Origin of the sequence: Pseudomonas taiwanensis DSM 21245 (genome assembly GCF_000425785.1) — a bacterium.
In the GTDB taxonomy this organism is placed as follows: Bacteria; Pseudomonadota; Gammaproteobacteria; order Pseudomonadales; family Pseudomonadaceae; genus Aquipseudomonas; species Aquipseudomonas taiwanensis.
This window is the reverse complement of the sequence record NZ_AUEC01000016.1, coordinates 32,189-59,162: the sequence shown is the minus strand read 5'-3', so window position 1 is coordinate 59,162 and position 26,974 is coordinate 32,189. Positions and strand designations below refer to the sequence as shown.

The 26,974-nt window shown below is 63.0% G+C and carries 22 protein-coding genes; 7 read left to right on the top strand and 15 right to left on the bottom strand.

The genetic code is table 11. From position 1 onward, the window contains the following. Window positions 1–19: 19 nt before the first annotated feature. Complete coding sequence (serS, locus tag H620_RS0107550) at window positions 20–1,300, top strand: serine--tRNA ligase (RefSeq protein ID WP_023381087.1); 1,281 nt, start codon at window positions 20–22, stop codon at window positions 1,298–1,300. Next, window positions 1,301–2,692, top strand: coding sequence for a siroheme synthase CysG (gene cysG / locus H620_RS0107545; RefSeq protein ID WP_023381086.1), 1,392 nt, complete (start codon window positions 1,301–1,303; stop codon window positions 2,690–2,692). Between the two features lie 32 nt (window positions 2,693–2,724). Here the strand turns inward: cysG and H620_RS0107540 are convergent, their stop codons facing one another. From H620_RS0107540 to H620_RS0107505, 8 genes are all read right to left on the bottom strand, one after another. Then, window positions 2,725–3,684 carry a glutathione S-transferase family protein gene (locus H620_RS0107540; protein WP_023381085.1) on the bottom strand — a complete coding sequence of 320 codons (960 nt, stop codon included), beginning with the start codon at window positions 3,682–3,684 and terminating at the stop codon, window positions 2,725–2,727. Between the two features lie 94 nt (window positions 3,685–3,778). Beyond that, window positions 3,779–4,783 carry a glycosyl transferase family protein gene (locus tag H620_RS0107535; protein WP_371919392.1) on the bottom strand — a complete coding sequence of 335 codons (1,005 nt, stop codon included), beginning with the start codon at window positions 4,781–4,783 and terminating at the stop codon, window positions 3,779–3,781. 8 nt (window positions 4,784–4,791) lie between these two features. Then, window positions 4,792–5,127: a TusE/DsrC/DsvC family sulfur relay protein gene (locus H620_RS0107530; protein ID WP_027907072.1), complete on the bottom strand. Its 336-nt coding sequence runs from the start codon at window positions 5,125–5,127 to the stop codon at window positions 4,792–4,794. Next, window positions 5,124–5,420, bottom strand: coding sequence for a sulfurtransferase complex subunit TusB (gene tusB, locus H620_RS0107525; protein ID WP_023381082.1), 297 nt, complete (start codon window positions 5,418–5,420; stop codon window positions 5,124–5,126). Before tusB ends, H620_RS0107530 begins: the two co-directional genes overlap by 4 nt. Continuing rightward, complete coding sequence (gene tusC, locus H620_RS0107520; RefSeq protein ID WP_027907071.1) at window positions 5,420–5,779, bottom strand: sulfurtransferase complex subunit TusC; 360 nt, start codon at window positions 5,777–5,779, stop codon at window positions 5,420–5,422. Before tusC ends, tusB begins: the two co-directional genes overlap by 1 nt. A 1-nt stretch (window position 5,780) precedes the next feature. Beyond that, entirely contained in the window at window positions 5,781–6,173 is a 393-nt protein-coding gene (gene tusD / locus H620_RS0107515; RefSeq protein ID WP_027907070.1) for a sulfurtransferase complex subunit TusD, read from the bottom strand. Between the two features lie 83 nt (window positions 6,174–6,256). Further along, window positions 6,257–6,505, bottom strand: a complete 249-nt coding sequence (locus tag H620_RS0107510; protein WP_023381079.1) for a hypothetical protein — start codon at window positions 6,503–6,505, stop codon at window positions 6,257–6,259. Continuing rightward, window positions 6,498–7,280, bottom strand: a complete 783-nt coding sequence (locus tag H620_RS0107505; protein ID WP_027907069.1) for an MlaA family lipoprotein — start codon at window positions 7,278–7,280, stop codon at window positions 6,498–6,500. The genes H620_RS0107510 and H620_RS0107505 overlap by 8 nt, the downstream gene beginning before the upstream one ends. A gap of 166 nt (window positions 7,281–7,446) precedes the next feature. Between H620_RS0107505 and H620_RS0107500 the strand changes: the two genes are divergently transcribed. Both H620_RS0107500 and H620_RS0107495 read left to right on the top strand, forming a co-directional pair. Beyond that, on the top strand, window positions 7,447–8,154 hold the full coding sequence (locus H620_RS0107500) for a response regulator (protein ID WP_023381077.1): 708 nt from the start codon (window positions 7,447–7,449) through the stop codon (window positions 8,152–8,154). A gap of 65 nt (window positions 8,155–8,219) precedes the next feature. Next, window positions 8,220–9,506: an ATP-binding protein gene (locus H620_RS0107495; protein WP_023381076.1), complete on the top strand. Its 1,287-nt coding sequence runs from the start codon at window positions 8,220–8,222 to the stop codon at window positions 9,504–9,506. Here H620_RS0107495 and H620_RS0107490 read toward each other — a convergent pair whose 3' ends face one another. The 3 genes from H620_RS0107490 to dkgB form a co-directional block, all read right to left on the bottom strand. After that, window positions 9,507–9,971: a nuclear transport factor 2 family protein gene (locus tag H620_RS0107490; protein ID WP_023381075.1), complete on the bottom strand. Its 465-nt coding sequence runs from the start codon at window positions 9,969–9,971 to the stop codon at window positions 9,507–9,509. A gap of 212 nt (window positions 9,972–10,183) precedes the next feature. Then, the gene (locus H620_RS0107485; RefSeq protein WP_023381074.1) at window positions 10,184–11,365 is read right to left on the bottom strand and encodes an MFS transporter; all 1,182 of its coding nucleotides are present in this window, start codon (window positions 11,363–11,365) and stop codon (window positions 10,184–10,186) included. A 156-nt stretch (window positions 11,366–11,521) separates the two neighbouring features. After that, complete coding sequence (gene dkgB, locus H620_RS0107480; RefSeq protein ID WP_027907067.1) at window positions 11,522–12,325, bottom strand: 2,5-didehydrogluconate reductase DkgB; 804 nt, start codon at window positions 12,323–12,325, stop codon at window positions 11,522–11,524. Window positions 12,326–12,520: 195 nt separating this feature from the next. On the opposite strand from dkgB, the gene H620_RS25605 reads away from it, so the two are divergent. Next, window positions 12,521–16,564, top strand: a complete 4,044-nt coding sequence (locus H620_RS25605) for a leucine-rich repeat domain-containing protein (RefSeq protein ID WP_049818728.1) — start codon at window positions 12,521–12,523, stop codon at window positions 16,562–16,564. 66 nt (window positions 16,565–16,630) lie between these two features. Here H620_RS25605 and H620_RS0107470 read toward each other — a convergent pair whose 3' ends face one another. Together H620_RS0107470 and H620_RS0107465 are read right to left on the bottom strand one after the other, a co-directional pair. Continuing rightward, window positions 16,631–17,125, bottom strand: a complete 495-nt coding sequence (locus H620_RS0107470) for a DUF934 domain-containing protein (RefSeq protein ID WP_023381071.1) — start codon at window positions 17,123–17,125, stop codon at window positions 16,631–16,633. Further along, on the bottom strand, window positions 17,109–18,761 hold the full coding sequence (locus H620_RS0107465) for a nitrite/sulfite reductase (protein ID WP_023381070.1): 1,653 nt from the start codon (window positions 18,759–18,761) through the stop codon (window positions 17,109–17,111). The genes H620_RS0107470 and H620_RS0107465 overlap by 17 nt, the downstream gene beginning before the upstream one ends. 215 nt (window positions 18,762–18,976) lie before the next feature. Here H620_RS0107465 and H620_RS0107460 point away from each other — a divergent pair, with 215 nt between their 5' ends. Next, entirely contained in the window at window positions 18,977–20,053 is a 1,077-nt protein-coding gene (locus H620_RS0107460; RefSeq protein ID WP_023381069.1) for an ABC transporter substrate-binding protein, read from the top strand. A 267-nt stretch (window positions 20,054–20,320) separates the two neighbouring features. Here H620_RS0107460 and H620_RS0107450 read toward each other — a convergent pair whose 3' ends face one another. Together H620_RS0107450 and metH are read right to left on the bottom strand one after the other, a co-directional pair. Then, on the bottom strand, window positions 20,321–20,539 hold the full coding sequence (locus tag H620_RS0107450) for a DUF2970 domain-containing protein (protein ID WP_023381068.1): 219 nt from the start codon (window positions 20,537–20,539) through the stop codon (window positions 20,321–20,323). A gap of 130 nt (window positions 20,540–20,669) precedes the next feature. Next, window positions 20,670–24,377: a methionine synthase gene (gene metH, locus H620_RS0107445; protein WP_027907066.1), complete on the bottom strand. Its 3,708-nt coding sequence runs from the start codon at window positions 24,375–24,377 to the stop codon at window positions 20,670–20,672. A 167-nt stretch (window positions 24,378–24,544) separates the two neighbouring features. On the opposite strand from metH, the gene H620_RS0107440 reads away from it, so the two are divergent. Then, entirely contained in the window at window positions 24,545–26,854 is a 2,310-nt protein-coding gene (locus H620_RS0107440; protein ID WP_027907065.1) for a fatty acid cis/trans isomerase, read from the top strand. The last annotated feature ends 120 nt before the right edge of the window (window positions 26,855–26,974 follow it).

Below are 26,974 nucleotides of genomic sequence, written 5' to 3'. Positions count from 1 at the left end.
AACATAACGAGAGAACGATATGCTCGATGCCAAACTGTTACGCGGCCAACTTCAGGAAGTGGCGGATCGCCTGGCCTCCCGTGGCTTCAGCCTGGATGTCGCGCGCATCGAATCACTGGAAGAGCGCCGCAAGGCGGTGCAGACCCGTACCGAGCAACTACAGGCTGAGCGCAATGCCCGCTCCAAGTCCATTGGCCAGGCCAAGGCCAAGGGCGAGGACATTGCGCCGCTGATGGCCGATGTCGAGCGCATGGCCAACGAGCTGGCCGCTGGCAAGGCTGAACTCGATGGTATCCAGGCTGAGCTGGACGGCATTCTTCTGACCATCCCCAACCTGCCGGATGCCAGCGTACCGGTCGGCGCGAGCGAAGAAGACAACGTCGAAGTGCGCCGCTGGGGCACGCCGCGTGCCTTCGATTTCGAAATCAAGGACCATGTGGCCTTGGGCGAAATCAGCAAAGGCCTGGACTTCGAAGCCGCAGCCAAGCTGTCCGGTGCCCGCTTCGCCGTGCTGCGTGGCCCGATCGCCCGTCTGCACCGCGCCCTGGCGCAGTTCATGATCAACCTGCACACCGGTGAACACGGCTACGAGGAACACTACACCCCGTACATGGTGCAAGCCCCGGCCCTGCAGGGTACCGGTCAGTTGCCGAAGTTCGAGGAAGATCTGTTCAAGATCAGCCGCGATGGCGAAGCCGACTTCTACCTGATTCCTACCGCCGAAGTGTCGCTGACCAACCTGGTGGCCGACCAGATTCTTGATGCCAAGCAATTGCCGCTCAAGTTGGTTGCCCACACGCCTTGCTTCCGCAGCGAAGCGGGCGCCTCCGGCCGCGACACCCGCGGCATGATCCGTCAGCACCAGTTCGACAAGGTCGAGATGGTGCAGATCGTCGAGCCGTCCAAGTCCATGGAAGCGCTGGAAGGCCTGACCGCCAATGCCGAGCGCGTGCTCCAGCTGCTGGAACTGCCCTATCGCGTGCTGGCGCTGTGCACCGGCGACATGGGCTTCGGTGCGGTGAAGACCTACGACCTGGAAGTGTGGGTGCCTAGCCAGGACAAGTACCGCGAAATCAGCTCGTGCTCCAACTGCGGTGACTTCCAGGCCCGACGCATGCAGGCGCGCTGGCGTAACCCGGAAACCGGCAAGCCTGAGCTGGTGCACACCCTCAACGGCTCTGGCCTGGCGGTCGGCCGCACCCTGGTGGCTGTTCTGGAGAACTACCAGCAGGCCGATGGCTCGATCCGCGTGCCCGAGGTGCTCAAGCCATACATGGGTGGTGTCGAGGTCATCCGCTAAATGGATTTCCTGCCCCTGTTCCACAAGCTGCAAGGCGGCCGCGTACTGGTCGTCGGCGGTGGCGAAATCGCTTTGCGCAAAGCGCGCCTGCTGGCCGATGCCGGCGCCGTGCTGCGGGTGGTCGCGCCCGAGGTCGACAGCCAGTTGGCCGCGCTGGCCCATGAAGGTGGCGGCGAGGTGCAGGTGCGTGGCTATCGCATGAGCGATCTGGACGGCTGCCGTCTGGTTATTGCCGCGACCGATGACACTGCGCTCAACGCCCAGGTCTCGGCCGATGCCCAGGCACGCAGCCTGCCGGTCAACGTGGTGGATGCCCCGGCGCTGTGCACGGTGATCTTCCCGGCGATCGTCGACCGCTCACCCCTGGTGGTGGCGGTTTCCAGTGGCGGCGATGCCCCGGTGCTGGCGCGGTTGATCCGCGCCAAGCTCGAGGCCTGGATTCCGTCGGCCTATGGCGAACTCGCTGGCCTGGCTGCGCGGTTCCGTGACAAGGTCAAGGGCTTGTATCCGGATGTCAATCAGCGTCGGGGCTTCTGGGAGACGGTGTTCCAAGGCCCCATCGCCGAGCGCCAGTTGGCCGGGCAGGGCGCCGAGGCCGAGCGCCTGCTGCAGGCCATGGTCGAGGGCGCGCCGGTGCAGCAGGGTGGTGAGGTGTATCTGGTGGGGGCCGGTCCTGGCGATCCAGACTTGCTGACCTTCCGTGCCTTGCGCCTGATGCAGCAAGCCGATGTGGTGTTGTACGACCGTCTGGTGGCCCCGGCGATCATCGAGATGTGCCGGCGTGATGCCGAGCGTATCTACGTGGGCAAGCGCCGCTCCGACCATGCCGTGCCGCAGGACCAGATCAACCGCCTGCTGGTCGATCTGGCCCGCCAGGGCAAGCGTGTACTGCGGCTCAAGGGCGGTGATCCGTTCATCTTTGGCCGCGGTGGCGAGGAGATCGAGGAGCTGGCCGAACAGGGTATCCCGTTCCAGGTAGTACCGGGCATTACCGCGGCCAGTGGTTGCTCTGCCTACGGCGGTATTCCGTTGACCCATCGTGACTATGCGCAATCGGTGCGCTTCGTCACTGGCCATCTCAAGGACGGCACCAGCAACCTGCCTTGGAATGACTTGGTCGCGCCTGCCCAGACGTTGGTGTTCTACATGGGGTTGGTGGGGTTGCCGACCATTTGCGCAGAACTGATTCGCCATGGCCGGGCGGCCAGCACGCCTGCGGCGCTGGTGCAGCAGGGGACTACGCGAAATCAGCGGGTGTTCACCGGCACCCTGGCAGATCTGCCAGAGCTTGTGGCCCGGCACGAAGTGCATGCGCCGACCCTGGTGATCGTGGGGGAGGTGGTGAAATTGCGTGAGAAGCTGGCCTGGTTCGAAGGGTCGCAGCAAGATTGAGTAACCGGGGCCGCTTAGCGGCCCCCGTTATTTCAGTCTTTCCAGATGCCTTTACCCACCAAGCGTTGCCGATCGTGTGGCAGGTTGAAGTCCTGCAGCGGCCCCTTTGGCACGATGCCTGTCGGGTTGATGGTCTTGTGACTCATGTAATAGTGCTTCTGGATGTGCTCCATGTTCACCGTCTGCGCAACGCCGGGCCATTGGTACAGTTCACGCAGCCAGTTGGACAGGTTCGGATAGTCGGCCAGACGACGCAGGTTGCACTTGAAGTGGCCGTGGTACACCGCATCGAAACGTATGAGCGTGGTGAACAAGCGCACATCGGCTTCGGTCAGGTACTCACCGGCCAGGTAGCGCTGGCGGCTTAGCAGGTCTTCCAGGGCGTCCAGTTCATTGAACACATCGTCGAACGCAGCCTCATAGGCTTCTTGTGTGGTGGCGAAGCCTGCGCGGTAAACACCATTGTTCACCGTAGGGTAGATACGGGCATTGAGCGCGTCGATGGTCGGGCGCAGCGGCTCGGGATACAGGTCCAGCAGGTTGCCGGTCAGTTCGTTGAACGCCGTGTTGAAGATCCGAATGATCTCGGACGACTCGTTGTTGACGATGCGCTTTTGCTGTTTGTCCCACAGCACAGGCACGGTGACGCGCCCGGTGTAATGCGGATCGTCTTGGGTATAGCGCTGGTGCAGGTAGCTCAGTGCGTCCAGGTGATCGCCGGTGGAGCCGTTCTGGACGTCGAAAGTCCAGCCGTTTTCGCCCATCAGCCAGCTCACCACCGACACGTCGATCAGGGGTTCGAGCCCTTTGAGGGCGCGTACGATCAGGGTGCGATGGGCCCATGGACAGGCCAGCGAGACATACAGATGGTAGCGGCCGGCTTCAGGAGCGGGTAGCGCGTTGCGGCGTTGGGCGTTTTCACGTTTGAAGGCGCCGTCCTTGCCGTTTTCATACCACTGGTCGTGCCAGCGGCCGTCGATCAAAAGGCCCATGCTGAGCTCCTCGGAACAAAGTGTTTGTCGTTGGAGCCCAGTCTAGGTGAAAACGTTCGAATAAATAGCGCAAAGACTGGGGGGCTTTGATCGGCTATTTCGATTGTTTGCGCGCGGTCCAGTAGTGGCGAGCGGTTTCGAAGGCCTCCTCCCGCGATTGTCCAAGCCCTCGCAACGCCAAGGCCATCGTCGCGACCACGGCCATTTCGCCATAGCTGTCCTGTGCCTCGCCCCGCCATACCGTCATTAGATGTTCCGGTTGCAGGCTGGCTGGCTTGACATGACGGCGCTCACTGAGTGCCGGCCATTCCTCGTCCCATGCCTCGCCGGCGGAGGTGCCGTACAAGTGGCTGATGACATCGGGGTTGACCTCGATTTCGCCTCCATCGCCCTTGATGACCACGGCATGGTCGCCAAGCAGGCGGCTGGCCTCGCGATGCACGGCCTGGTAGCCGGGGTGGAAGATGCTCTGCAGGCCACAGCGGGCACCCAAAGGATTGAGCACCCGGGCCAGGGAGTGAATCGGTGAGCGTAAGCCAAGGGTGTTGCGCAGGTCGATCATGCGTTGCAACTGGGGGGCCCAGTCTTGCAGTGGGATGAACGCCAGTTGCTGCTGGTCCAGGGCACTGGACACCGCTGCCCAGTCGCGGCACAGCGGAATGTGCAGCAGGTCGAGCAGTTGCTCGGTGTACAGACGTCCGGCAGTGTGCGCGCCGCCGCCGTGCAGCAGGATGCGCACACCGTTTTGGGCCAGGCATTTGGCCGACAGCAGGAACCAGGGCAGGTGGCGCTTCTTGCCGGCATAGCTGGGCCAATCCAGATCGACGGCCATCGAGGGTGCTTGCAGGTGTGCCCGCAGGGCTTCGGTGAAACCGGCCAGCTCCTCGGCACTTTCTTCCTTGTGCCGCAACAGCATCAGGAATGCACCCAGCTGAGTGTCCTCGACCTGGCCTTCGAGCAGCATGGCCATCGCGGCGCGGGCTTCCTCACGGGTCAGGCTACGGGCGCCGCGCTTACCCTTGCCCAGAATGCGTACGAATTCGGCGAAAGGGTGCTCGGCCGGGGTTTGCAGAGTGAGTGGGCGCGGGCTGTTGGTCATCGGCTCGGTCATATACAGTTGGTCGGCTTGGGCAGGCCCGCCAGCTTGGCGGCGAGTTTGGCGGGCGTGCCATTGAACAGGCGGTTCAGGTGCGGGCTGTTGCCCTTCTCCGGGCCCAGCTTGAGCGCGGTGTACTTGATGAGCGGGCGGGTGGCCGGGGACAGCTGGTATTCCTCATAGAACTGACGCAGCAAAGCGAGGATTTCCCAGTGATCCGCGGTCAGGGAAATGCCTTCGCGGCTAGCGAGGGCTTCGGCAACCGGATGCGACCAGTCTTGCAGGTCGACCAGGAAGCCGTCTTTGTCCAGGGCGATGTCGCGATCACCGACAGTCAGGGTACTCATAGCCAGCTGTTGACCTTGTCATATTCCAGCGAAAGCGCGACGAAAGCCGGGTAATCGACAGGCTTGGCCAGGTCGCTATCGAGGGCGCGCGCCTGCAGGTCTTCTTCGAGGGCGAACAGGCGTTGTCCGAGGCCGCTGGCCTGCAGCGCAGCATAGGGTTCGCTGCCCGGGCGCAGGGCGTACACCGCGTCGCCGCACAGCAGCAAGCCATCCCCGGCACCCAGCAGGCGCAGGCAACTGTTCAGGCGGTCATCGCCAAAGGGGGAGTGGGCAATAACATGCAGGGTCGTCATCAGAGGGTCACCACCAGGTCGAAACGGGCGATCAGTTCAGCAAGGGCCTCGTCTTCCATTACTTGCACTGGCAGCGCCAAGGCTTGGTCGCTCAGGCCGCGCCGGTTCAGGCTGTGGCCGCAGGCGAAAAGCGCTTCGACACCGAACATCGGCAAGGCCTGCAGGTTGGCGGCAAGATTTTTCTGCTGCACGGTGGACGGTTGCTGGCCTGGGGTGAGCTGGAACACGCCATCGTCGAGAAACAGCATGGCCAATGGCAGGTCGAACGCGCCGCCGGCCAGCGCAATGTCCAGCGCCTCTCGGGCCGAGGGCCCGCTCCAAGGTGCCTGGCGGCTGATGATCAACAGGGACTTGCTCATCTCAGTCGCCTCCGAAGCAGATCAGGCGATCGGCGAGCTGAGCGGCCTCGTGCAACTGGCCCAGGCCCGACAATGCCCAGGGTTTGGGCAGGTTGACCGCCGGACGCTGGTACCGGTTGGCTTCGGCATCGTCGAGCACGCCGCGACGCAGGGCGGCGGCGATGCACACCACGGCGTCGAGCTGGTGTCGCTCGACGAAGGTGCGCCATTGGCCGGCCAAGTCCAGTTCATCCTGGGGTGCGACGATATTGGCCGAGGCGCTGTGCACGCCATCTTGGTAGAAAAACAGTCGGACAATTTCATGCCCGCCCGCCAACACCGACTCGGCAAAGCGCAGGGCGCGACGCGAGGAGGGCGCGTGGGCCGGGGAAAACACCGCAATTGCGAATTTCATGGGCAACTCGTGTAAAGGAATGACGCCATGATAATGCAAAACAGCCCGCACCTGTTGGGGCGGGCTGGGCCCTGTGGCGGGTTCTAGAGGCTGTTCAAAACCGCGCCTTGCTTGGCCATCCACTTGAGCAGTGCAGTGATCGGCACGCTGCGATGAACCTCGCGGCAGTGCGGACGGCCTTGTGCGGTGCGATGCTCCCGGTAGCGGCTCACGATCAGGTGTTGGCCATCGTCGGACACCCTGGCTTGCAATTCATGCAGCAGAACGGACTCCGATGCGGCACGTTCCAGGCGTCTGAACAGCAACATCGACGCATTGGCTGGGTCACTCATCGCCTTGCTCCCGGCAGCTAGGAACCCACGCAATGTGCTTGCCGGCCTTGCCCTCGGCCACATAGTGGGCGCGCACCATCGCGGTGTAGTCGCGCACGGCGCGGTAATAGTCCGGCGCCTCTTGCAGCACGTCGGTCAGCGCAAGCGCCTGGGCGCGTCCTGCCACTGCGCCACCGGTCATGGCAACGGTGTTCAGGGTCTGGACCGTGTCGCTGTTGTCGCCGAACGGGTCGATGGCCAGGCTCAGTACGCGTCCCGTGGCGTCGCGCAGGTTATGCGAGCCCAGCAGCGGCAGTTCCACGATAGGCCCGGCACCGATGCTCCAGACGCCGAAGGTCTGGCCAAAGTCCGCGCTGTGGCGCTCCAGGCCCATCTTCCCGGAAACGTCGATCAGGCCGGCCAGGCCGAAGGTGGTGTTGAAGATGAACCGCGACAGGGTAGTCATCGAGCGTTCGACATTGCCTTGCAGCAAGTCGTTTACCCATACCTTGGGTTCACCGAAGTTGGCGACGAAGTTGTGCACGCCCTGCTGGGCGGCTTCGGGCAGTTGGGTATAGCCACGGGCGACCGGCGCCGCGATGTAGTCATCGACGCCTCGGTTGAAGGCAAACACCGCGCGGTTGGCCGGCTCGGCGGGGTCACTGATCTGGTAGCGGGGGTCGCTGCACGCGAGGGTCGTTGAAGCGGCCCGTTGGCTACAGCCCCCGGCGCTGAGCAACAGGAGGGCCAGCAGCGCACTGCGGGCAGATGCCGATAGCAAAACAGAAGCAGACATGGATGCATTCCTGACGAGAACGGGTGCAGATGCTGCGGGTGCTTTTTTGCCTGGGCATGTCCGCTTTGTCTCCGTCCTGATGCATTGTTTCCGGGTTGAAATATATGACGGCACCGGTCGGATGGTCTTAAATACGCCATCTTGCCTATTCCCGTGGTGCCATTGTGTGAGTCATTTGCTGATTGTCGACGACGATGTCGAAGTGCTGGACCTGCTGCAGAAATTCCTCCGCCAGCACGGCTATGACGTGGAGGTGGCCAGCGATGGTGCAGGCCTGTGGCGGGCATTGGCGCGACGGGTACCGGATCTGGTCATCCTCGATGTCATGCTGCCCGGCGAAAGCGGCCTGGTGTTGTGCCAGCGACTGCTCGCCGAGCACCAGTTGGCAGTGATCATGCTCACCGCCATGGGCGAGCTGAGTGATCGCGTGGTAGGGCTGGAGCTGGGCGCGGATGACTACCTGACCAAGCCGTTCGCCGCTCGTGAGCTCCTGGCCCGGGTCAGGGCGGTCTTGCGACGTGCCGGTGAAGCCCCGGTGCCGGCGGGCAATTCGCGCACGATTCTTGAATTCTCGGGCTGGCAGCTGGACGTGGTGAGGCGCGAACTGCGCTCTCCCCAGCAGGTGATGATACCGCTGTCCAATGGCGAGTTCGAATTGCTGTTGGTGTTCGCCGAGCACCCACGGCGAGTGCTGAGCCGTCAGCAACTGCTCGACCTTGCGCGCGGTGAGACGCATGAAGCGTATGACCGCAGCGTCGATGTGCAGGTCAGTCGCTTGCGTCGCAAGCTGGAGACCGATAGCCAGGTCGAACCGCTCATCCGCACGCTGCGCAACGTCGGTTACCTGTTCACGCCAACGGTGGTAAGGCGGTGAAGGCAAGGGCGCTAGGCCGTCAGAAAGGGTGGCGTCCCCGCATCACCATCACCCGCTGGATCGCGATGACGACGCTGGTCGCGATGCTGGCTTTGCTGGCCGTGCGTGGCCTGCTCAGTCTCGTGCTGGAAACCTGGGCGCAACCGCCCTTGCTGCAAAGCGGAATCATCGAGCGAATCGCTTCCGTCACTCGCATCCTCGACGTCGCGCCTGTGGAGCAGCGCGCGACGATTGCCCAAGCGGCCGGTGACACTACCTACCGCGTGCAATGGCTGCAGCGGCATGCCGACGCGGGTATCCCCAGGGTGAGGGATGCAGGCTTTCCCGAGGGCGAGCCGATCTTGCGTGCGTTGCTGGGTCGGCCCGATGCCAGGATCGAAGCCTACGGGCCACCGAACCTGCCGCCCGAGCTGGCGGGGCAGGGTTATGCGCTGATGATCGAGTTGTCGGATCGTTCATGGGTGGTGTTTCGCGCTCCCTCGCGCAATTGGGGGCTGGATGAGTTGCCCCGCTACCTGATAATCCTCGTACTGATGCTGGCGTCCAGCGTTGCCGTGGCCGTGCTGGCTGGCCGCTACCTGGCAAGTCCACTGGAGCGCTTTGCCGAAGGTGCGCGGCGATTCGGCAAGGACTTCAACGCACCGCCCATTCCGGTGGTCGGCCCCCATGACCTGCGCCAGGCGATACTCGCGTTCAACGCCACGCAGGCGCAACTCAAGCATTTTCTCAATGACCGCACGCAGCTGCTGGCCGCCATTTCCCATGATCTGCGGGCGCCGTTGACACGGATGCGACTACGTGGCGAGTTCGTCGAAGACAGCCAATTGCAGGCGAAGCTGTTCAAGGATGTGGACGAAATGGAGTCCATGGTCAACGCCGCACTCGAGTTCTTCAGGGACGATGCGCGGTTCGAGCAGACCACGGCATTCGACCTGGGCGAGTTGCTGCAGACGGTGGTGGACGATTACAAGGATGCCGGTGTGGAGGTGGCTTTCGACGGCCCGCGTCACTGGGTTTACGTCGGGCGGCCGATTGCGCTCAAGCGAGTGCTGGTCAACCTCATCGACAACGCCGCCAAGTATGGCCGGGAGCCGAGGCTTGAATTGCGCGTGAGCGCTGATGAGTTGCAAATCCAAGTGCTCGACCGTGGGCCAGGCATCGCCCCGCAATTGCATGAGCAGGTCTTCGCGCCGTTCTTCCGTATCGAAGGCTCGCGTAACAAGACTACCGGAGGGGTGGGGCTTGGGTTGGCGACGGTGCGTGCGATCGTGCTTGAGCAAGGGGGGAGCGTAACCCTGACCAACCGCCCAGAGGGTGGGCTGCAGGTCAGGGTCACGTTGCCGATCGATTGATCAGAGCCCCAGGTCGCTGAGGCCTGGGTGATCGTCCGGGCGACGGCCCAGTGGCCAGCGGAATTTGCGCTCCGCTTCGGCAATGGGCATTTCGTTGATGCTGGCGTGGCGGTTCTGCATCAGCCCGTCCTCGGCGAACTCCCAGTTCTCGTTGCCGTAGGCACGGAACCATTGGCCGCTGTCGTCGCGGTACTCATAGGCGTAACGCACTGCAATGCGATTGCCGGTGAACGCCCACAGCTCCTTGATCAGGCGGTATTCCAGTTCGCGGTTCCATTTGCGGGTCAGGAAGGCCTGGGCCTGTTCACGGTTGGTGGCGAACTCGACGCGGTTGCGCCAGCGGGTGTCCGGGGTATAGGCAAGCGCGACCTTCGCCGCATCGCGGCTGTTCCAGCCGTCTTCGGCGAGACGGACTTTTTCGATGGCCGAGGCCTGGGTGAACGGTGGCAGTGGAGGACGGGACATCGTGGTATTCCTCTAATGAAGGGAAGGAACGGATCTGTTGGCGACGATGTGTGGCCATTTCGTCGATCGGCACGATGAAGGCTACTATTGCGCACGCTGGCGGAGAATCCGCGCGACCGGCACTTCATAGTTGCGGCCGGTGGAATAATGCGCGGTTGCTTGCGAGGATGACCAGCCGGGGCTGCGCGGGTAACGCAGCCCCCGCCAGCCGTTTACGCGGCGTCGCTCAGGGAGGCCTGGCCGGCCTTGCCACGCTGGCCAAGCCAGACCAGCAGCAGCCCGGCGCCTGCCAACAAACCACCCGCCATGGGCACTGCAGCGTAGCCCAGATCCACGCTGATCACCGCCCCACCCAATGCCGCACCCAACGCATTACCCAGGTTGAAGGCGCCCACGTTGATGGACGATGCCAGTCCTGGCGCCTCGCTGGCGGCGATCATCACCCGCATTTGCAGCGGTGGGACCACGGCGAAGGTGAACACCCCCCAGATCAGCAGGGCGGCAGCGGCGCCGACATGGCTGGCCAGCACCAGGGGCATCAGCAGCATGATCACGGCCAGCACGCCCAGGAAGATTTTCGCCGCCCCGTCCAGCGACCAATCGGCCAGGCGTCCGCCGAGGCTGTTGCCAAAGGTGAAACCCACGCCGATCAGCACCAGGGCGAGGGTGACGAAGGCGTGCGAGGCCCCGGTCAACTCGGAAAGTACCGGCGCTACGTAGGTGTATAAGGTGAACATGGCGCCTGCGCCCAATACGGTGGTGGCCATGGCCAGCAACACGCTGGGGCGGGCAATCACTGCCAACTCCTTGCGCACGTGAGGCACACTGCCGCGTTCACCTTTGGGCAGTGCATACCACAGCGTCGCCATCGCCAGCAGGCCGAGCACGGCGGTGCCAGCGAAGGCCATGCGCCAACCGACCTGCTGGCCCACCCAGGTGGCGGCGGGCACGCCACCGATGTTGGCGATGGTCAGGCCCATGAACATGGTGGCCACGGCACTCGCTTGCTTGTCCTTGGGTACGACACTGGCGGCCACCACTGCGCCCAGGCCGAAGAAGGCACCATGGTTGAGGCTGGTGACCAGGCGCGAGGCCAGCAGCGTGTAGTAGTCCGGCGACAGCGCCGACAACAGGTTGCCCAGGGTGAAGATGCTCATCAGCCCCATCAATGCGGCACGCTTGCCGAAGCGGCTGAACAGCAGGGTCATGATCGGTGCACCGACCATGACGCCCACGGCGTAGGCGGTAATCAGCATGCCCGCGCTGGGAATGCTGACCCCAACGCCGTCAGCGATCACCGGCAGCAGGCCCATGGGGGTGAACTCGGTGGTTCCGATGCCGAATGCGCCGATGGCGAGGGCGAACAGAACCCGTTTGGAGGAAAGCGTGCTCATCGGCAGCTCCGGTTTGAAAATAGGGAAGATCGCAGGTGAAACGGTGTCGTCTGAAAGCGAGCGTGATCACTGCAGGAACGGGCTTGCCCGCGAACACGGGCACTGCCCGCGCCACCCACTGCGCAGCGTGCTTCGCGGCCCAGCCCGCTGCTGGTTTCAGTCCCAGGCGGGCGCCAGGTTGTCCGGGCTGACTTCTCGGCCGTTGCGCTCGAGGGTAGCGATGCGCGCCATGTCGCCATCGTCCAGGCGCAGGCTGCGGGCCAGCAGGTTGCTTGCCAGGTTCTCGCGCTTGGTGGACGACGGTATCACCGCATATCCCAGTTGCATGGCCCAGGCCAATGCCACCTGTGCCACGGTGGCCTTGTGCTTGTTGGCGATCTCGGACAGTACCGGGTCTTTCAAGACCTTGCCGTAGGCCAGTGTCATGTAGGAAGTGACGGTAATACCCTGTTCCTTGAGGAACGCCGCGAGCTTGCGGTTTTGCAGGTAAGGACTCAGTTCGATCTGGTTGGTGGCGATCTCGCCTTTGCCGACCACCTCGATTGCCTGTCGGGTCAGCTCGATGTTGAAGTTGGAGATGCCGATCTGGCGGGTCAGGCCCAGTTTCTTGGCCTCGGCCAAGGCCGTCATGTATTCGCTCGGTTCGACACCGTTGCCGGGGGCCGGCCAGTGAATCAGCAGCAGATCGACGTACGCGGTGCCCAGTTTGCTCAGGCTTTCGCGCAGGCTGGGAACCAGCTTTTCGGCGCTATAGTTCTCGACCCAGATCTTCGTGGTGATGAACAGCTCGTCACGAGGTACGCCGCTCTTGGCGATGGCCTCGCCGACCTCGGCTTCGTTCTTGTAGATCTGCGCGGTATCGATCACCCGATAGCCCAGCTCCAGGGCGGAGGTGACCGAGTCGATGACGGCCTGGCCGGTAAGACGGAATGTGCCGAGGCCGAAGGATGGAATGCTCATGTAGGCTCCTGATCAATGAAGTTCGTCGTTGTTGCCAGTGGCGAGCAGTGTGCGGGTTTCCCGGGAAATGATTAAGGGCATGCGCGGCCAAGGATATTTGACTTGCAGTCACGAATCGCCGGTGCATCACATAAGTAGTGCTTGGGTGGAGCGGTAGCCTGTTTAGCTTGGGTTTTCACCCAAAGGACCGCCTCCATGACCTTCGAACCCTCCCCACCACACGATGTCGACTCCCTGATCGCCAGCAGGTTGCCGGAATGGCTCACCGCTGCCTCGCTGGATGATCTGAGCAGGTTGCGTACGAGTTTGTTGCAGCAGCAACGCATCCAGCACCAACTGGCGGCTCGCTTCGCCAGGGTGGCGCCTTTGGATACCTTCGGCGAAGCGCTGCTTGGGCAGGCATTGGCAGCGCGCGCGTGGCCGCGAACGGATGTCCGCAGGGCCAAACTGCGCCACACCCGGATCGTGGTTCCCGCACAGGGCGCTCCTGGCGCATTGGGCCGGCGCGTGGAAGAGGTCAGTGAGGTGACTTTACTGGCGGCTGCGCTGCAGAATTTCGCCGAACACGAAACAGCGCCGTCCGGCGCGCTGCACACCTCGGTGATCGTCGATGCGCAGGATGAGCCGTTGGCGCTGCAACCTGCCGCCTTCATGCAGCTTTGCCGCGAGGTGGATGTTGGCGATGCCTATCAACGCCACCTCGATGAGGTTATTGCGAGGCCGGCCGACATGCGCCAATTGCTGGAAGAGGGCGCCCGTGCGGCGCTGGAGGCCTCCGTGCGCCTGGCCCTGCTCAGTGGCGGAATCGACCGGGCAACCTACTACTCGCTGTTGCCTATCATCTCGGTGGCGCCCATCGTCGGCCCGAATTCCGGGCGCGCCGTGCCGTTCGACTTTCGCGTGCTCGGCAAGCGAGTGCGTGGTGGCGTGGCATTCGAGATTCGCCATGGCCTCCAGTCGGATGCGCCGCTGCAGGGGGTAGTGCTGTGGGTTCTGGACGATCCGCATGGCGCGTTGCAACGCTTCGACACCTGGGCGGCCCTCTGGCAGGGGCTTGGGCGGCGTTTCAAGGCGCCGGACTATGCGGCCTTCTTCGCGCGGTTCATCAGTGAGCGCGACCGTCCAGGGTTCGTCCAGGCACTCGATGGCTTGATCCGAAGTGCCGCAGGCCATGGGGCGATCCAACTCGATGGCCGCAGCCACCGGATCAATGCGCCGTTGTTTCGACATCTGCGCGAGGTTCGCGTGGACACGATGCTGGACGATGCAGCGCTTCTGGCTGTCCCTAGCGCGCAGGCGGCCAAGGCCGAACGCGAGCAGCGAATGTCCGAATACGCAAACGCAGGCCTGAACGTACTGGGGCTGGCTAGCCTGTTCGTGCCAGCCCTGGGCCTGCCCCTGTTGGGCATCGCGGCCCTGCAGATCGCCGATGCGGTCTTCGAAGGCTATGAGGATTGGCAATTGGGTGACCGGGAAGGGGCCTTGAAGCATGTGTGGGGTGTGGCCGAAAACGTAGCCGCAGGCATTACCCTGGCTGGCGCTGGACAGGTTGCGGCCAGGCTGATCGAGCGTTCTGCCCAGGTGGACAGGCTGGTTCCGGTGCTGACGGCTGGCGAGCAGGTCCGGCTGATCGACCCCAGCCTGCCGGGCTACGCAGTGCCTGATCAGGACGTGGCGGTCGGTGAACGCACCCAGGTGGCGGGCACGACGAGGGTGCGTACCCTGCAGGCGACTTATCAGGTACGTGAGGAGCACGGCGGTTTTCGCATCCAGCACCCTCGCAGGTCGTCTGCGTACTCGCCCTGGCTCGATGATAACGGTGAGGGCGGCTGGCGCCATCAGTTGGAAACGCCACGGGACTGGCAGGATCCGCACTACCTGATGCAGCGGTTGGGCAGTGAATGGGCCACACTCGACCGGCAGACAGCCGAACGGGTCATGCATATTGCCGGTTTCGACGAGGACCGGCTGCGCGAGTTGCACCTGGAGCATGCGCCTGCACCTGCGCGTTTGTGGGATGCCTTGCAGCGCTACCAGTTGCACGAGCGCCAGCCTGGCCTGATCGGCGAGGCGTTCGAGCAGCACTTCGCCGCGATGCAGGCCGCACCGACGCCAGCTGCCCAATTGTTGCGTAGGGATTTTCCGGGCTTGTCGGCGCGCGCCGCGCAGGAAATCGTCGAGCACGCCGGCACGCAGCAGATCGAAACCCTGGTCAACAGCGGCCGTGTTCCGTTGCCGCTGGCCACCCAGGCGCGTTGGGCGCTGCGCGACAGCCGCCTGGATCGGGCTTGTGTCGGTTTCTACCAGGCGGACGCGATCAACCCTGACAGCGAACGCTTAGCACTGGGTTTGATTGACCATTGGTCAGCCTGGCCGGACACGCTGCGCATCGAAATTCGCCTGGGCGGCGTCGCTGGAGAGCTTCGAGCGCGCAGCGCTGCCCAGGATGCCACGCAGGTGGGCTACATCATCAAACGTGGACAGGGCTACCAGGCAGTGGATGGCCATGGCACCGGGTTGCCTTCGGCGCAGGGGGACGACAGCTTATTCAAAGCGTTGTGGCTGCAGTTGGTCGATGCCCAGAAACATGACTTGGGGGAGGCGGGCCGCTCGCCCGAGTCCTTGAGCCAGGCCCTTGCCCTGAGGGCCTCTGACCAACGCGAGCGGGCCGCTCACCTGCTGGGCATGGCGCCGAGTGCTCTGGGAGTGCGTCCGCCGGTACGCCTGGGTGATGGCCGGCTGGGCTATCCGCTCAGTGGCGGGGAGATTGGCTGGCTGCCAAGGGGCGAGGCAGTCAATGCCGGCGCTGCCCAGGCGCGCCAGTCGATTCGTGCCGGCGTATGGCACCTGTTTCCGCACCGCTCTGCCGCGGACATCCACTGGCTGATTTTCCAGTTGGCGCGAAGGCCCGGGCAGTCGATCTGGGTTGCCTTCAGCGAACTGGCCAGGCAGGTGGATAGGCTGGAGTCGAGCCTCAGGGCCTGGCGAGGCGTGTACCTGGACCCTGCGTACCGCAGTCGGCAACAAGCGGGGCAGTTGATTCGCGAGGCTTGGGAGCCGGAGTTTTTCGGGCCGCATGGTGTCAGCGAACTGGTGGTGCGCAACCTGCCCATGGGCACCTGGCCAGAGCTGCCAGCGGACCTCGCGTTCAAGCACATACACCGGTTGAGCTTGGTCAATGTGGCCCTGAAGTCGCTGGATGACGCATTTCTGAGTCGCTTCCCCAACCTGCGCCAGTTGCAACTGGGCGGCAACAAACTGGTCGGCGTGCCCCGGCTTGATGGCATGAGGCATCTGAACACGCTCGATTTGCAGTTCAACAAACTGACGGCCATCGACGGTGTGGGGCAACTTACCGGCCTGGCCGAGTTGATCGCCAACGACAACGAGCTGGTTGCATTACCTGGGTTGGGGGGCCTGCAGCGGTTGACGCGGCTGGATCTACAGCGCAACCGCTTGGCTGATGTCGAGGGTTTGCAACAGATGACCCTGTTGACTCGTCTGGACCTCAGCGACAACCGACTGATCCGGTTGCCTGATTCGATTCACAGACTCGTGCGCGTGCAGTACCTGAGCCTCAGTGGAAACCGATTCGAAAGTCTGCCTGCCGGGATCGAGCAGATGACAGGGCTGCTCGAGCTGGACCTTTCTTATAACCAGCTTGCCGAGCTGCCAAAAGGGCTGGGAGAGCTGAGCCGACTCAGGCAGTTGAATGTAGGCGACAACCGCTTGATCCGTGTGCCTGGGGACCTCGCCAAGCTAAGCCAGCTGAGCGTTCTGGACCTGCGTGACAACCAGCTGACCGCCATTCCCGAGGGTTTGGAGCGCTTGAGGAAACTGCAGGAGTTGTACCTGACAGGCAACCAGATCGTCATAGATGGGCCGGGTGCCCAGCGCCTGGAAGCGTTCAGTGCACTGCGAACCCTGCACCTGGGGGGCAACCCGATCGGCACTGTTCCCGCGCTGCGCAACCTGGATCACCTTAGCCACCTGTCGTTGCGCGCCACTGGCCTGACCGAGCTGCCGCTCGCTTTCCTCGAACGTCATCCTGACCTGTATGTCGACCTTGCCGAGAACCTGATCGTCGATCTGAGTCAGCAGGCGCTGCAGTGGATTCGAAATCACCCGACCCGACTGAATCTTTTTCGTAATCCGCTGGATGTTGAAGCCATGGCCCGGTTGCAAGCCGTCCAGTTGCAACTCGATACGCTCAGTCGACAAGGCCGCAGCCACGCTTGAAGAAGCGGCCTGCGGAAATGCAACGGCCCGCCAAGGAGGCGGGCCGTTGTGGCAAACACGGTCGAATCAGCGGCGGCGGAACAGCGGCAGCGGTTCGTCGGTGGCGGCCTGGTAGGTGACCGAGAAGTCCTTCAGGCTTTGCAACGCATCTTCCGGGTCTTTGTCGGCGCGGATGGCGAAGGCATCGAAGCCGCAGCGGGCCATGAAGAACAGCTGGTCGCGCAGCACGTCGCCTATGGCGCGCAGTTCGCCCTTGAACTTGTAGCGGTCTCGCAGCAGGCGCGCATTGGAGTAGCTGCGCCCGTCGGTGAAGGCCGGGAAATTCAGGGCGATGACCTGGAACTGGTCGACGTCGTCGCCAATCTCCTCGGCTTCTTCGTCGCTGTCCAGCCACACACCCAGGCCACCGTCGCGGGCCTTGAGCACGTGGGCATGGTCTCGCCACAGCTGCAGGGGGACGATGTAGTCGTCGCAGTTGGTCAGCTCGTCGAGGGTGGTTTCCTTGGGCAGCAGGTGCCAGGTTTCGTCGACGAGTTGGTTGTTCTTAATGATTCGCTGCATAGACGCGTTCCTTGAAGGGGTCGATGCCGATACGCTGGTAAGTGTCGATGAAGCGCTCTTCTTCGGTACGCTGTTCCACGTACACGGCAATCAGCTTCTCGATCACATCGGCCATGTCTTCCTGGGCGAAGGACGGGCCGAGGATCTTGCCCAGGCTCGCGCCGCGCGCGGCGTTGCCGCCCAGGGAAACCTGGTAGAACTCCTCACCCTTCTTGTCCACGCCGAGGATGCCGATATGGCCCACGTGGTGGTGGCCGCAGGCGTTCATGCAGCCGGAAATGTTCAGGTCGATTTCCCCGATGTCGAACAGGTAGTCCAGGTCGTCGAAGCGGCGCTGGATGGACTCGGCGATCGGGATCGACTTGGCGTTGGCCAGCGAGCAGAAGTCACCACCCGGGCAGCAGATGATATCGGTCAGCAGGCCGATGTTCGGCGTGGCGAAGCCGTTCTCGCGCAGCTCCATCCACAGCGTGTGCAGCTGACGCTGCTCGACGTCGGCAAGGATGATGTTCTGCTCGTGGGAAGTACGCAGGAAACCGAAGCTGTAGCGCTCGGCAAGGTCCGCCACGGCGTCCAGCTGCTTGTCGGTCAGGTCGCCTGGTGCTACACCGGTCGGCTTGAGCGACAGGGTCACGGCCACGTAGCCGGGCTTCTTGTGGGCGCGAGTGTTGCGCGAGCGCCAGCGGGCGAAGCCTGGGTGCTCCTGGTCCAGTGCGCTGTAGTCGACGTTTTCCAGCGCCTTGTAGTCAGGGTCGACGAAGTGGCGCGACACACGGTCGACTTCCGCTTGGGTCAGGGTGGTGCTGCCGCCACGCAGGTGGACCATTTCGGCCTCGACCTTCTCGGCGAACACCTCAGGGGTCAGTGCCTTGACCAGGATCTTGATGCGCGCCTTGTACTTGTTGTCACGGCGACCGTAACGGTTGTACACGCGCAGGATCGCGTCCAGGTAGCTGATCAAGTCCTGCCATGGCAGGAATTCGTTGATGAACGAACCGACCACCGGGGTACGGCCCAGGCCACCGCCGACCAGCACGCGGAAGCCCAGCTCGCCGGCTTCGTTGCGCACCGGCTCCAGGCCGATATCGTGGACTTCGATGGCCGCGCGGTCTTCCTGCGAGCCGTTGACCGCAATTTTGAACTTGCGCGGCAGGTAGGCGAATTCCGGGTGGAAGGTGGTCCACTGGCGGATGATTTCGCACCAGGGGCGAGGGTCGACGACTTCGTCGGCAGCCACACCGGCGAATTGGTCGGTGGTGGTGTTGCGCAGGCAGTTGCCGCTGGTCTGGATCGCGTGCATCTGCACGGTGGCCAGCTCGGCCAGGATGTCTGGAACATCTTCCAGCGCAGGCCAGTTGAACTGCACGTTCTGCCGGGTGCTGATGTGCGCATAGCCCTTGTCGTAGTCGCGGGCGATCTTGGCCAGCAAGCGGACCTGGGTCGAGTTCAGCTGGCCGTACGGCACGGCGACGCGCAGCATCGGGGCAAAACGTTGGATATAAAGGCCGTTCTGCAGGCGCAGAGGGCGGAATTCTTCTTCGCTCAGCTCACCGGCCAGGTAGCGGCGGGTCTGATCACGGAACTGCTTGACGCGGTCCTCGATGATCCGCTGATCGTACTCGTCGTATACGTACATAAAAGTCCTGTCTCAGGCTGCATGCAGCTATTCGCGCGCACGGCCGCGCACTCCGGTTTCGGAGCCGGGGAACGATATCAGGTTGTAGTTATGCGCTAAAGTGATGTTTTTGCATATGAAAAGAACTAAACGGACTATGTGAGACTGACTGGCATTTGTTCGCCCGTGCGCCGACATGTTTATACTCGCGACTTTGTTTCGACGGGTGTAACCGCATGCTCAAGGCGTTGTGCCAAAGCCTGTGCCTGAGCCTGCCGCTGGTAGCCAGTGCGCAGGCTGCTTCGGTGGTATTTCTCAACCCAGGCCTGTCCAGCGAAGCGTTCTGGACCAGCTATTCGCGTTTCATGCAGGCGGCGGCCGACGACCTGGGCATGACCCTTCGGGTGGAGTACAGCGAGCGCAGTGCCGAGCGTGCGCTGGTTCAGGCCCGGACGATTCTCCAGGGGCCGCAACGACCCGACTACCTGGTGCTGGTCAACGAGCAGTACGTGGCGCCGGAAATCATCCGGCTGTCCCAGGGCACCGGGGTCAAGTTGTTCCTGGTCAACAATGGCCTGACCGCCAGCCAGGCCCAGAGTATCAAGGCGCAGCCGGAGAAATACGCACAGCTGTTGGGTACCCTAACCGCCAATGACGAACAGGCCGGTTACCAGATGCTGCACCAGATGGTCGCTTTGCTGCCCCGTAGCAACGAGCCCGTGGACCTGGTGGCATTCGCCGGGGTCAAGAGCACGCCAGCCTCGCAATTGCGCGAGCAGGGCATGCGCCGGGCGTTGGCGGACTTTCCCCAGGTGCGCTTGCGTCAGGTCGTGTACGGTGGCTGGAACCGTCAGCGTGCCTTCGAACAGGCCCAGGTGCTGCTTGAGCGATATCCGGACATCAAGCTGGTCTGGTCAGCCAATGACGAAATGGCTTTTGGCGCCATGCAGGCGTTCGAAGCGGCTGGGCGCAAGCCGGGCCGGGACGTGGTGTTCAGCGCGATCAACAGCTCCCCCGAGGCACTGCGGGCACGAATCGATGGACGCCTGGGGGTATTGATGGGCGGGCACTTCACCTTGGGCGGCTGGGCCATGGTGATGCTGCATGATGATGCCCAAGGGGTGTCGATGGATCGTGATGGCCTGCATGAGTACCGGGCGCCGGCGCTGCAATCGATCGACGAGAACAAGGCCCGGCGTTGGCTGAAGCTGCTGGATCGGGACGACTACGGGATCGATTTCCAGCGTTACAGCGCCGAAGGGCGCCCGGCCGGTTTCCAGTATCCGTTTCTTGCGTCACCCGTCGACTATTGAAAAACCCTGCTTGAGAGAAGGGCATCGCTCGTCTTAACTGCTGGTTGTGAAGTGCATTCCCATAACCACTACAAGAGGCAATGCAATGGGAAACTCAACCAAGGTCCGCAAAGCTGACAGCAGCGTCGATGCCTGGGCGATCCTCTGCCTGATCGTCCTGGTGGTGGTCACTGCCGTATATTGGGTCAGCCACCAGTAGCCTTAGTCTTCAGACCGTGACTCAACCTGAGCCGCCCGTGGAAGGGATTTCCGCGGGCGGATTGCGTTTTAGCGGGCGGTGAGGTGCACGGCCAGTTGCACGAGGCCGATCAGCACCAGGATGAACACCAGCGTGAACAACGTGCCCAGCACGATGAAGTGGCTGGCTTTGCCGTGAGTGAAGTCGCGTGCCCGGTTCTTGCCGCTCTGCACGCCGAACGCTGCGGCCAGGATGCTGTGCAGCATCTGCCAGAAGGTGGGCGGCTTGCCTTGGCTGGAATCGTCCATGGGGGCTCCTGATCAATGCAGAGGCATACAAGGACAGTGTAGGTGATAGGTACTGGCCTCATCGCTGGCAAGTCGGCTCCTGCAGGCTCTGCGCCATCGTTGCAGGCGCCGGCGTGCCGGCGATGAACTGTCAGCTGTCGTAACCGAGGTTAGGTGCCAGCCAACGCTCACTTACGGTTACTTCCTGGCCCTTGCGCGCGCTGTAGCTGTCGATCTGGTCCTTGTCGACCTTGCCCACGGCAAAGTACTGCGCCTGCGGGTGGGCGAAATACCAGCCGCTGACCGCTGCCGCCGGGAACATCGCGAAGTGCTCGGTGAGGAATACGCCACTTGGGCCGGTTTCGCCGATGGCGCTGCCGTCGAGCAGGCGGAACAGCGTGGCCTTCTCGGTGTGATCCGGGCACGCGGGGTAGCCTGGGGCAGGGCGGATGCCGCTGTACTGCTCCTTGATCAGCGCTTCGTTGTCCAGGTGCTCGTCCTTGGCATAACCCCAGTGCTCTTTACGCACCTGCTCGTGCAGCCATTCGGCGCAGGCCTCGGCCAGGCGGTCGGCCAGGGCTTTGACCATGATCGAGCTGTAGTCGTCGCCCTTGTCCTGGTAGGCCTTGGCCACTTCCTCGGCACCGATGCCAGCGGTGGTGATGAAGCCGCCCATGTAGTCAGTGACGCCGCTGTCCTTTGGTGCGACGAAGTCGGCCAGGGAGAAGTTCGGCTTACCGTCCGGCTTGATGGTCTGCTGGCGCAGGTGGTGCAGGGTGGCCAGCGTCTGGCCGTTCTCGCCGTACACTTCGATGTCGTCGTCGGCCACCTGGTTGGCTGGCCAGAAACCGAAGACGGCACGGGCGCTGATCAGCTTTTCGGCGATCAGCTTGTCGAGCATCTCGCGGGCATCCTTGTACAGCGCGGTGGCGGCTTCCCCGACCACCTCGTCGGTGAGGATGCGCGGGAACTTGCCGGCCAGGTCCCAGGAGATGAAGAACGGGGTCCAGTCGATGTACTCGGCCAAGGTGCGCAGGTCGATGTCTTCCAGCACCTTGACGCCGGTGAAGGACGGGACGACCGGTTGGTAGCCGGCCCAGTCGTACTTCGGTTTGGCGGCCACTGCCTGCGCGTAGCTCAGGCGCTCGGTGCGGGCGCTGCGGTTGGCGGTGCGCTCGCGCACTTCTTCATAGTCCTGGCGAGTTTTCTCGACGAAGCCTGGCTTGAGCTCCTTGGACAGCAGCTGGGTGGCGACACCCACGGCGCGGGAGGCGTCGGTGACATAGACCACCGCATCGTTGCTGTACTTGGGTTCGATCTTCACCGCTGTGTGGGCCTTGGAGGTGGTGGCGCCACCGATCATCAGCGGCAGGTGGAAATCCTGGCGCTGCATTTCACGGGCGACGTGGACCATCTCGTCCAGCGACGGGGTGATCAGGCCGGATAGACCGATGATGTCGCAGTTCTGTTCACGGGCGGTCTGCAGGATCTTCTCCGCCGGCACCATCACGCCCAGGTCGACGATGTCGTAGCCGTTGCAGCCCAGCACCACGCCGACGATATTCTTGCCGATGTCGTGCACGTCGCCTTTGACCGTGGCCATCAGGATCTTGCCCTTGGCCTCTGGCTTGTCGCCTTTTTCCGCCTCGATGAAGGGGATCAGGTGGGCTACCGCCTGTTTCATCACGCGGGCTGACTTCACCACCTGGGGCAGGAACATCTTGCCAGCACCGAACAGGTCGCCGACCACGTTCATGCCGCTCATCAGCGGGCCTTCGATGACCTCGATAGGACGCGCGCACTGTTGACGGCACTCTTCGGTGTCTTCGACGATGAAGGCTGTGATGCCTTTGACCAGCGCGTGCTCCAGGCGTTTTTCCACCGGCAGCGAGCGCCACTCTTCGTTTTCCACTTCCTTGGCCGCGCCACCGCCCTTGTAGTCATCGGCAATGGCCAGCAATGCATCGGTGCCGTGCGGGGTGCGGTTGAGTACCACATCCTCGACCTTCTCGCGCAGGGCAGGCGGGATCTCGTCGTAGATCTCCAGCTGGCCAGCGTTGACGATACCCATGGTCAGGCCGTTCTGGATGGCGTGGTAGAGGAACACCGAGTGGATCGCCTCGCGCACCGGGTTGTTGCCGCGGAACGAGAACGATACGTTGGACACACCACCGCTCGACAGCGCGAAAGGCAGGTGGTCACGGATGTAGGCACAGGCCTCGATGAAGTCGACGGCGTAGTTGTTGTGCTCTTCGATGCCAGTGGCCACGGCGAAGATGTTGGGGTCGAAGATGATGTCTTCCGGTGGGAAGCCTACCTCGTTGACCAGGATGTCGTAGCTGCGCTGGCAGATCTCCTTCTTGCGTGCGGCAGTGTCGGCCTGGCCGACTTCGTCGAAGGCCATCACCACCACGGCGGCGCCATAGCGCTTGCACAGGCGTGCGTGGTGCTTGAACTGCTCGACGCCTTCCTTCATGGAGATCGAGTTGACGATGCCCTTGCCCTGGATGCACTTGAGGCCCGCTTCGATCACTTCCCATTTGGAGGAGTCGATCATGATCGGCACGCGGGAGATATCCGGCTCGCCAGCGATCAGGTTGAGGAAGCGGACCATGGCAGCCTGGGAGTCGAGCATCCCTTCGTCCATGTTGATGTCGATCACCTGGGCGCCGGCTTCTACCTGCTGCAGGGCGACTTCCAGCGCTTCGGTGTAGTTCTCTTCGCGGATCAGCCGGGCGAATTTGGCGGAACCGGTGATGTTGGTCCGCTCGCCGACGTTGACGAACAGCGACTGACGATCGATGGTGAACGGTTCCAGGCCCGACAGGCGGCAAGCCTTGGGTATATCGGGAATGGCCCGCGGCTTGTACTTGGCCACAGCTTCGGCGATGGCCTGGATATGCGGCGGGGTGGTGCCGCAGCAACCGCCAATGATGTTGAGGAAACCGCTGGCAGCGAACTCCTCGACCACGGCAGCCATTTCCGCCGGGGTTTCGTCGTATTCGCCGAACGCGTTGGGCAGGCCGGCATTGGGGTGCGCCGAAACATGGGTGTCGGCCTTGGTCGCCAGTTCTTCCAGGTACGGACGCAAGTCCTTGGCGCCCAGGGCGCAGTTCAGGCCGACGGAAATCGGCTTGGCGTGTCGCACCGAGTTCCAGAAGGCTTCGGTGGTCTGGCCGGACAAGGTTCGGCCGGAGGCATCGGTGATGGTGCCGGAGATCATGATCGGCAGTTCGACGCCGTCTTCTTCGAACACTTGCTGCACGGCAAAGATCGCGGCCTTGGCGTTGAGGGTGTCGAAGATGGTTTCGATCAGCAGCAGGTCGGCGCCGCCTTCGATCAAGCCACGGGTGGCCTCGATGTAGTTTTCCACCAGCTCGTCGAAGGTGACGTTGCGGTAGCCGGGGTCGTTGACGTCCGGGGAGATCGAGCAGGTACGGCTGGTAGGGCCGAGCACGCCGGCGACGAAACGCGGTTTGTCCGGGGTTTCCAGGGTCTTGGCGTCGGCCACCTGGCGGGCGATGCGGGCGCCTTCGACGTTCAGCTCGTACACCAGCGACTCCATGCCGTAGTCGGCCTGGGAGATTTGCGTGGCGTTGAACGTGTTGGTTTCAAGGATGTCGGCGCCAGCGTCCAGGTAGGCCTTCTCGATGGCGGCGATCACATCGGGGCGGCTGAGCAGCAGCAGATCGTTGTTTCCCTTGACGTCACTTGGCCAATCGGCAAAGCGCGTGCCACGATAGTCGTGTTCCTCGAGGCGGTAACTTTGGATCATAGTACCCATGCCACCGTCGAGGATCAGGATGCGCTCTTTGAGTGCGTTCTGGAGTGCTTGGAGACGAGCGCTGCGGTCGGACATAGGAACTACCTGGTCGGGCAAAAATCAGAAGGTGCCGAATCATAACAAAGCTGCGCGGTTTTTAGGCGCGCTGCCCATTTGCATGAATTCTGTTCATGTTGGGTCGATGAGCATCCAAGGACGACCAGGCTAACGTGATGGCTTTCTGTAACCAGGATTTCGCGCACATGGTGCATCGCTGTTTTATTGCCCTGGCTTGTGGCTTCGCGCTGCTCGTCAGTGGCGTGGCCTTTGGGCAGGGCCCCCAGTCGAGTCCGGGCATCTCCTACACCCGGGATATTCAACCGATCTTCACCGAGAAATGCGTGGCCTGCCATGCGTGCAACGACGCCGCGTGCCAGCTCAAGCTGGAAAGCCCCGAAGGTGCAGTGCGCGGTGCCTCCAAGGTGCCGGTGTACCAGGGCGACCGGAGCAAGGCGGTGCCCACCACACGGCTGTTCTACGACGCCCATAGCGAGGCCGAATGGCGTAAGAAGGGCTTTTATTCGGTGCTCGACAACCAGGGCAGCCAGGCCGCACTGATGGCTCGAATGCTCGAACTCGGTCACAAGACCCCGCTCACGCCCAATGCCAAATTGCCCGACGAGATCGTGCTTGGGCTCAACCGCAACAACATGTGCCCGTTGCCCCATGAGTTCGACGCTTATGCCGGCGCGCATCCCAAGGAAGGCATGCCGCTGGCCGTCACCGGTCTGACCGACCAGGAGTACCAGACCATGCGCGCCTGGCTGGCCGCCGGTGCACCAGTCGAATACCAGCCGATCCAGCCCAGCCCGGTCGAAGCCAGGCAGATCGCCGAGTGGGAAGAACTGCTCAACCGTCCCGGTTCCACCGAAGCATTGGTGGGTCGTTGGCTGTACGAGCACCTGTTCCTCGCGCATATTTATTTCGTCGGCGGCGAACAAGGCCACTTCTTCCAATGGGTACGTTCGCGCACGCCGAGCGGCCAGCCGGTCGACCTGATCGCCACTCGTCGCCCCAACGACCCGCCGGGCACCGACTTCTACTACCGCCTGGTGCCGGTGCAGGGCGTGATCGTGCACAAGACCCACATCACGTACCCCATGGGTCCGCAGAAGCTCAAGCGGGTCAAGCAGTTGTTCTACGCGGGCGACTGGCATGCCACCGCGCTGCCGGGTTACGGCCCACGTCACCGGGCCAACCCGTTCGAGACCTTCGAGGCGATTCCGGCGGTGGCACGCTATCAGTTCATGCTGGATAACGCCGAGTACTTCGTGCGGACCTTCATCCGCGGCCCAGTTTGCCGTGGGCAAATCGCCACCGACGTGATCCGCGACAACTTCTGGGCGCTGTTCCAGGAGCCAGCGCATGACCGCTACATCACCGATGCCAAGTACCGCAGCGAAGCCACGCCGCTGTTGGCGATGCCTGGGCAGATCGATGACGTGGGCAGCGTGCTCACCCTGTGGCACGCCTACCGGGACAAGCGCAATGAATATGAAAAGCTGCGCCGCGAGGCCTACGCCGAGATGGCGCCGCCGAGTTGGTCGACCCTGTGGGCGGGCAACGACAATGCCTTGCTGACCATCTTCCGCCACTTTGACAGTGCTTCGGTGACCAAGGGGTTGATCGGCGATGTGCCGCTGACCACCTGGCTGTTCGACTACCCGTTGTTCGAGCGCACTTATTATCAGTTGGCGGTCAACTTCGATGTGTTTGGCAACGTCTCGCACCAGTTGCAGACGCGCTTGTACTTCGACTTGATCCGCAACGGCGCCGAGGTCAACTTCCTGCGCCTGATGCCGGCCGATCAGCGTGGCAAGGTGCTCAGCAACTGGTACCAGAACAGCGGCAAGGTGAAGATGTGGATGGACTACGAGGACATCGACACCGACACCCCAAGCGGGCTGAAACTCGACCCTCGCGACCCGACGCGCGACTTTGGCCTGAAACTGCTGCAGCGCACCGGCAGCCTCAACGCAGCGCCAGACCCGATCAACCGCTGCAAGGGCGCTTATTGTTCACGGCCGGAGATGGATGCCGAGTTCCGCGATGTAGAGCAGTCGCTCAGCCGACTGGTGTCGCGTCCGGCGGCGGGGCTGAAGGTGATCAACCAACTGCCCGAGGCGACCATGCTGCGCATCGAAGGCGAGGGCGGCCGCCGTCAGGTCTACAGCCTGTTGCGCAACAGGGCCCACAGCAATGTGGCCTTCTTGCTGGGCGAGGCGTACCGCTACCAGCCAGGTCTGGATACCCTGACCCTGTACCCGGGGGTGCTCAGTAGCTACCCGAACTTCATCTTCAACATCCCGGCGTCGAACGTGCCGGAGTTCGTCGAGGACATGGAGGCGGCACGCGACGACCCGGCCAAGTTCGAACGCATCGTCATGCGCTGGGGCGTGCGGCGTAGCCATCCGCGGTTCTGGTTCTACTTCCATGACCTGAACACCTTCATCGAACAGACCGATCCGGTCGAGGCGGGCGTACTGGACATGAACCGCTACGAGAACCTCTGATCGGCCGGACTGACCTTTGCGGACTCACTGCGGTCCCAAAGGTCGGGTGGCCAGGGGCTGGTTTGCAGCCCCATCGCCGACAAGCCGGCTCCTGCAGGTGCTGTGGGAGCCGGGCGGGCG

Bases quoted from the DNA above. Each gene is read 5' to 3' on its own strand.
- serS (WP_023381087.1), top strand. From the start codon at position 20: ATGCTCGATGCCAAACTGTTACGCGGCCAACTTCAGGAAGTGGCGGAT.
- cysG (WP_023381086.1), top strand. From the start codon at position 1,301: ATGGATTTCCTGCCCCTGTTCCACAAGCTGCAAGGCGGCCGCGTACTG.
- H620_RS0107540 (WP_023381085.1), bottom strand. From the start codon at position 3,684: ATGGGCCTTTTGATCGACGGCCGCTGGCACGACCAGTGGTATGAAAAC.
- H620_RS0107535 (WP_371919392.1), bottom strand. From the start codon at position 4,783: ATGACCAACAGCCCGCGCCCACTCACTCTGCAAACCCCGGCCGAGCAC.
- H620_RS0107530 (WP_027907072.1), bottom strand. From the start codon at position 5,127: ATGAGTACCCTGACTGTCGGTGATCGCGACATCGCCCTGGACAAAGAC.
- tusB (WP_023381082.1), bottom strand. From the start codon at position 5,420: ATGACGACCCTGCATGTTATTGCCCACTCCCCCTTTGGCGATGACCGC.
- tusC (WP_027907071.1), bottom strand. From the start codon at position 5,779: ATGAGCAAGTCCCTGTTGATCATCAGCCGCCAGGCACCTTGGAGCGGG.
- tusD (WP_027907070.1), bottom strand. From the start codon at position 6,173: ATGAAATTCGCAATTGCGGTGTTTTCCCCGGCCCACGCGCCCTCCTCG.
- H620_RS0107510 (WP_023381079.1), bottom strand. From the start codon at position 6,505: ATGAGTGACCCAGCCAATGCGTCGATGTTGCTGTTCAGACGCCTGGAA.
- H620_RS0107505 (WP_027907069.1), bottom strand. From the start codon at position 7,280: ATGTCTGCTTCTGTTTTGCTATCGGCATCTGCCCGCAGTGCGCTGCTG.
- H620_RS0107495 (WP_023381076.1), top strand. From the start codon at position 8,220: ATGACGACGCTGGTCGCGATGCTGGCTTTGCTGGCCGTGCGTGGCCTG.
- H620_RS0107490 (WP_023381075.1), bottom strand. From the start codon at position 9,971: ATGTCCCGTCCTCCACTGCCACCGTTCACCCAGGCCTCGGCCATCGAA.
- H620_RS0107485 (WP_023381074.1), bottom strand. From the start codon at position 11,365: ATGAGCACGCTTTCCTCCAAACGGGTTCTGTTCGCCCTCGCCATCGGC.
- dkgB (WP_027907067.1), bottom strand. From the start codon at position 12,325: ATGAGCATTCCATCCTTCGGCCTCGGCACATTCCGTCTTACCGGCCAG.
- H620_RS25605 (WP_049818728.1), top strand. From the start codon at position 12,521: ATGACCTTCGAACCCTCCCCACCACACGATGTCGACTCCCTGATCGCC.
- H620_RS0107470 (WP_023381071.1), bottom strand. From the start codon at position 17,125: ATGCAGCGAATCATTAAGAACAACCAACTCGTCGACGAAACCTGGCAC.
- H620_RS0107465 (WP_023381070.1), bottom strand. From the start codon at position 18,761: ATGTACGTATACGACGAGTACGATCAGCGGATCATCGAGGACCGCGTC.
- H620_RS0107460 (WP_023381069.1), top strand. From the start codon at position 18,977: ATGCTCAAGGCGTTGTGCCAAAGCCTGTGCCTGAGCCTGCCGCTGGTA.
- H620_RS0107450 (WP_023381068.1), bottom strand. From the start codon at position 20,539: ATGGACGATTCCAGCCAAGGCAAGCCGCCCACCTTCTGGCAGATGCTG.
- metH (WP_027907066.1), bottom strand. From the start codon at position 24,377: ATGTCCGACCGCAGCGCTCGTCTCCAAGCACTCCAGAACGCACTCAAA.
- H620_RS0107440 (WP_027907065.1), top strand. From the start codon at position 24,545: ATGGTGCATCGCTGTTTTATTGCCCTGGCTTGTGGCTTCGCGCTGCTC.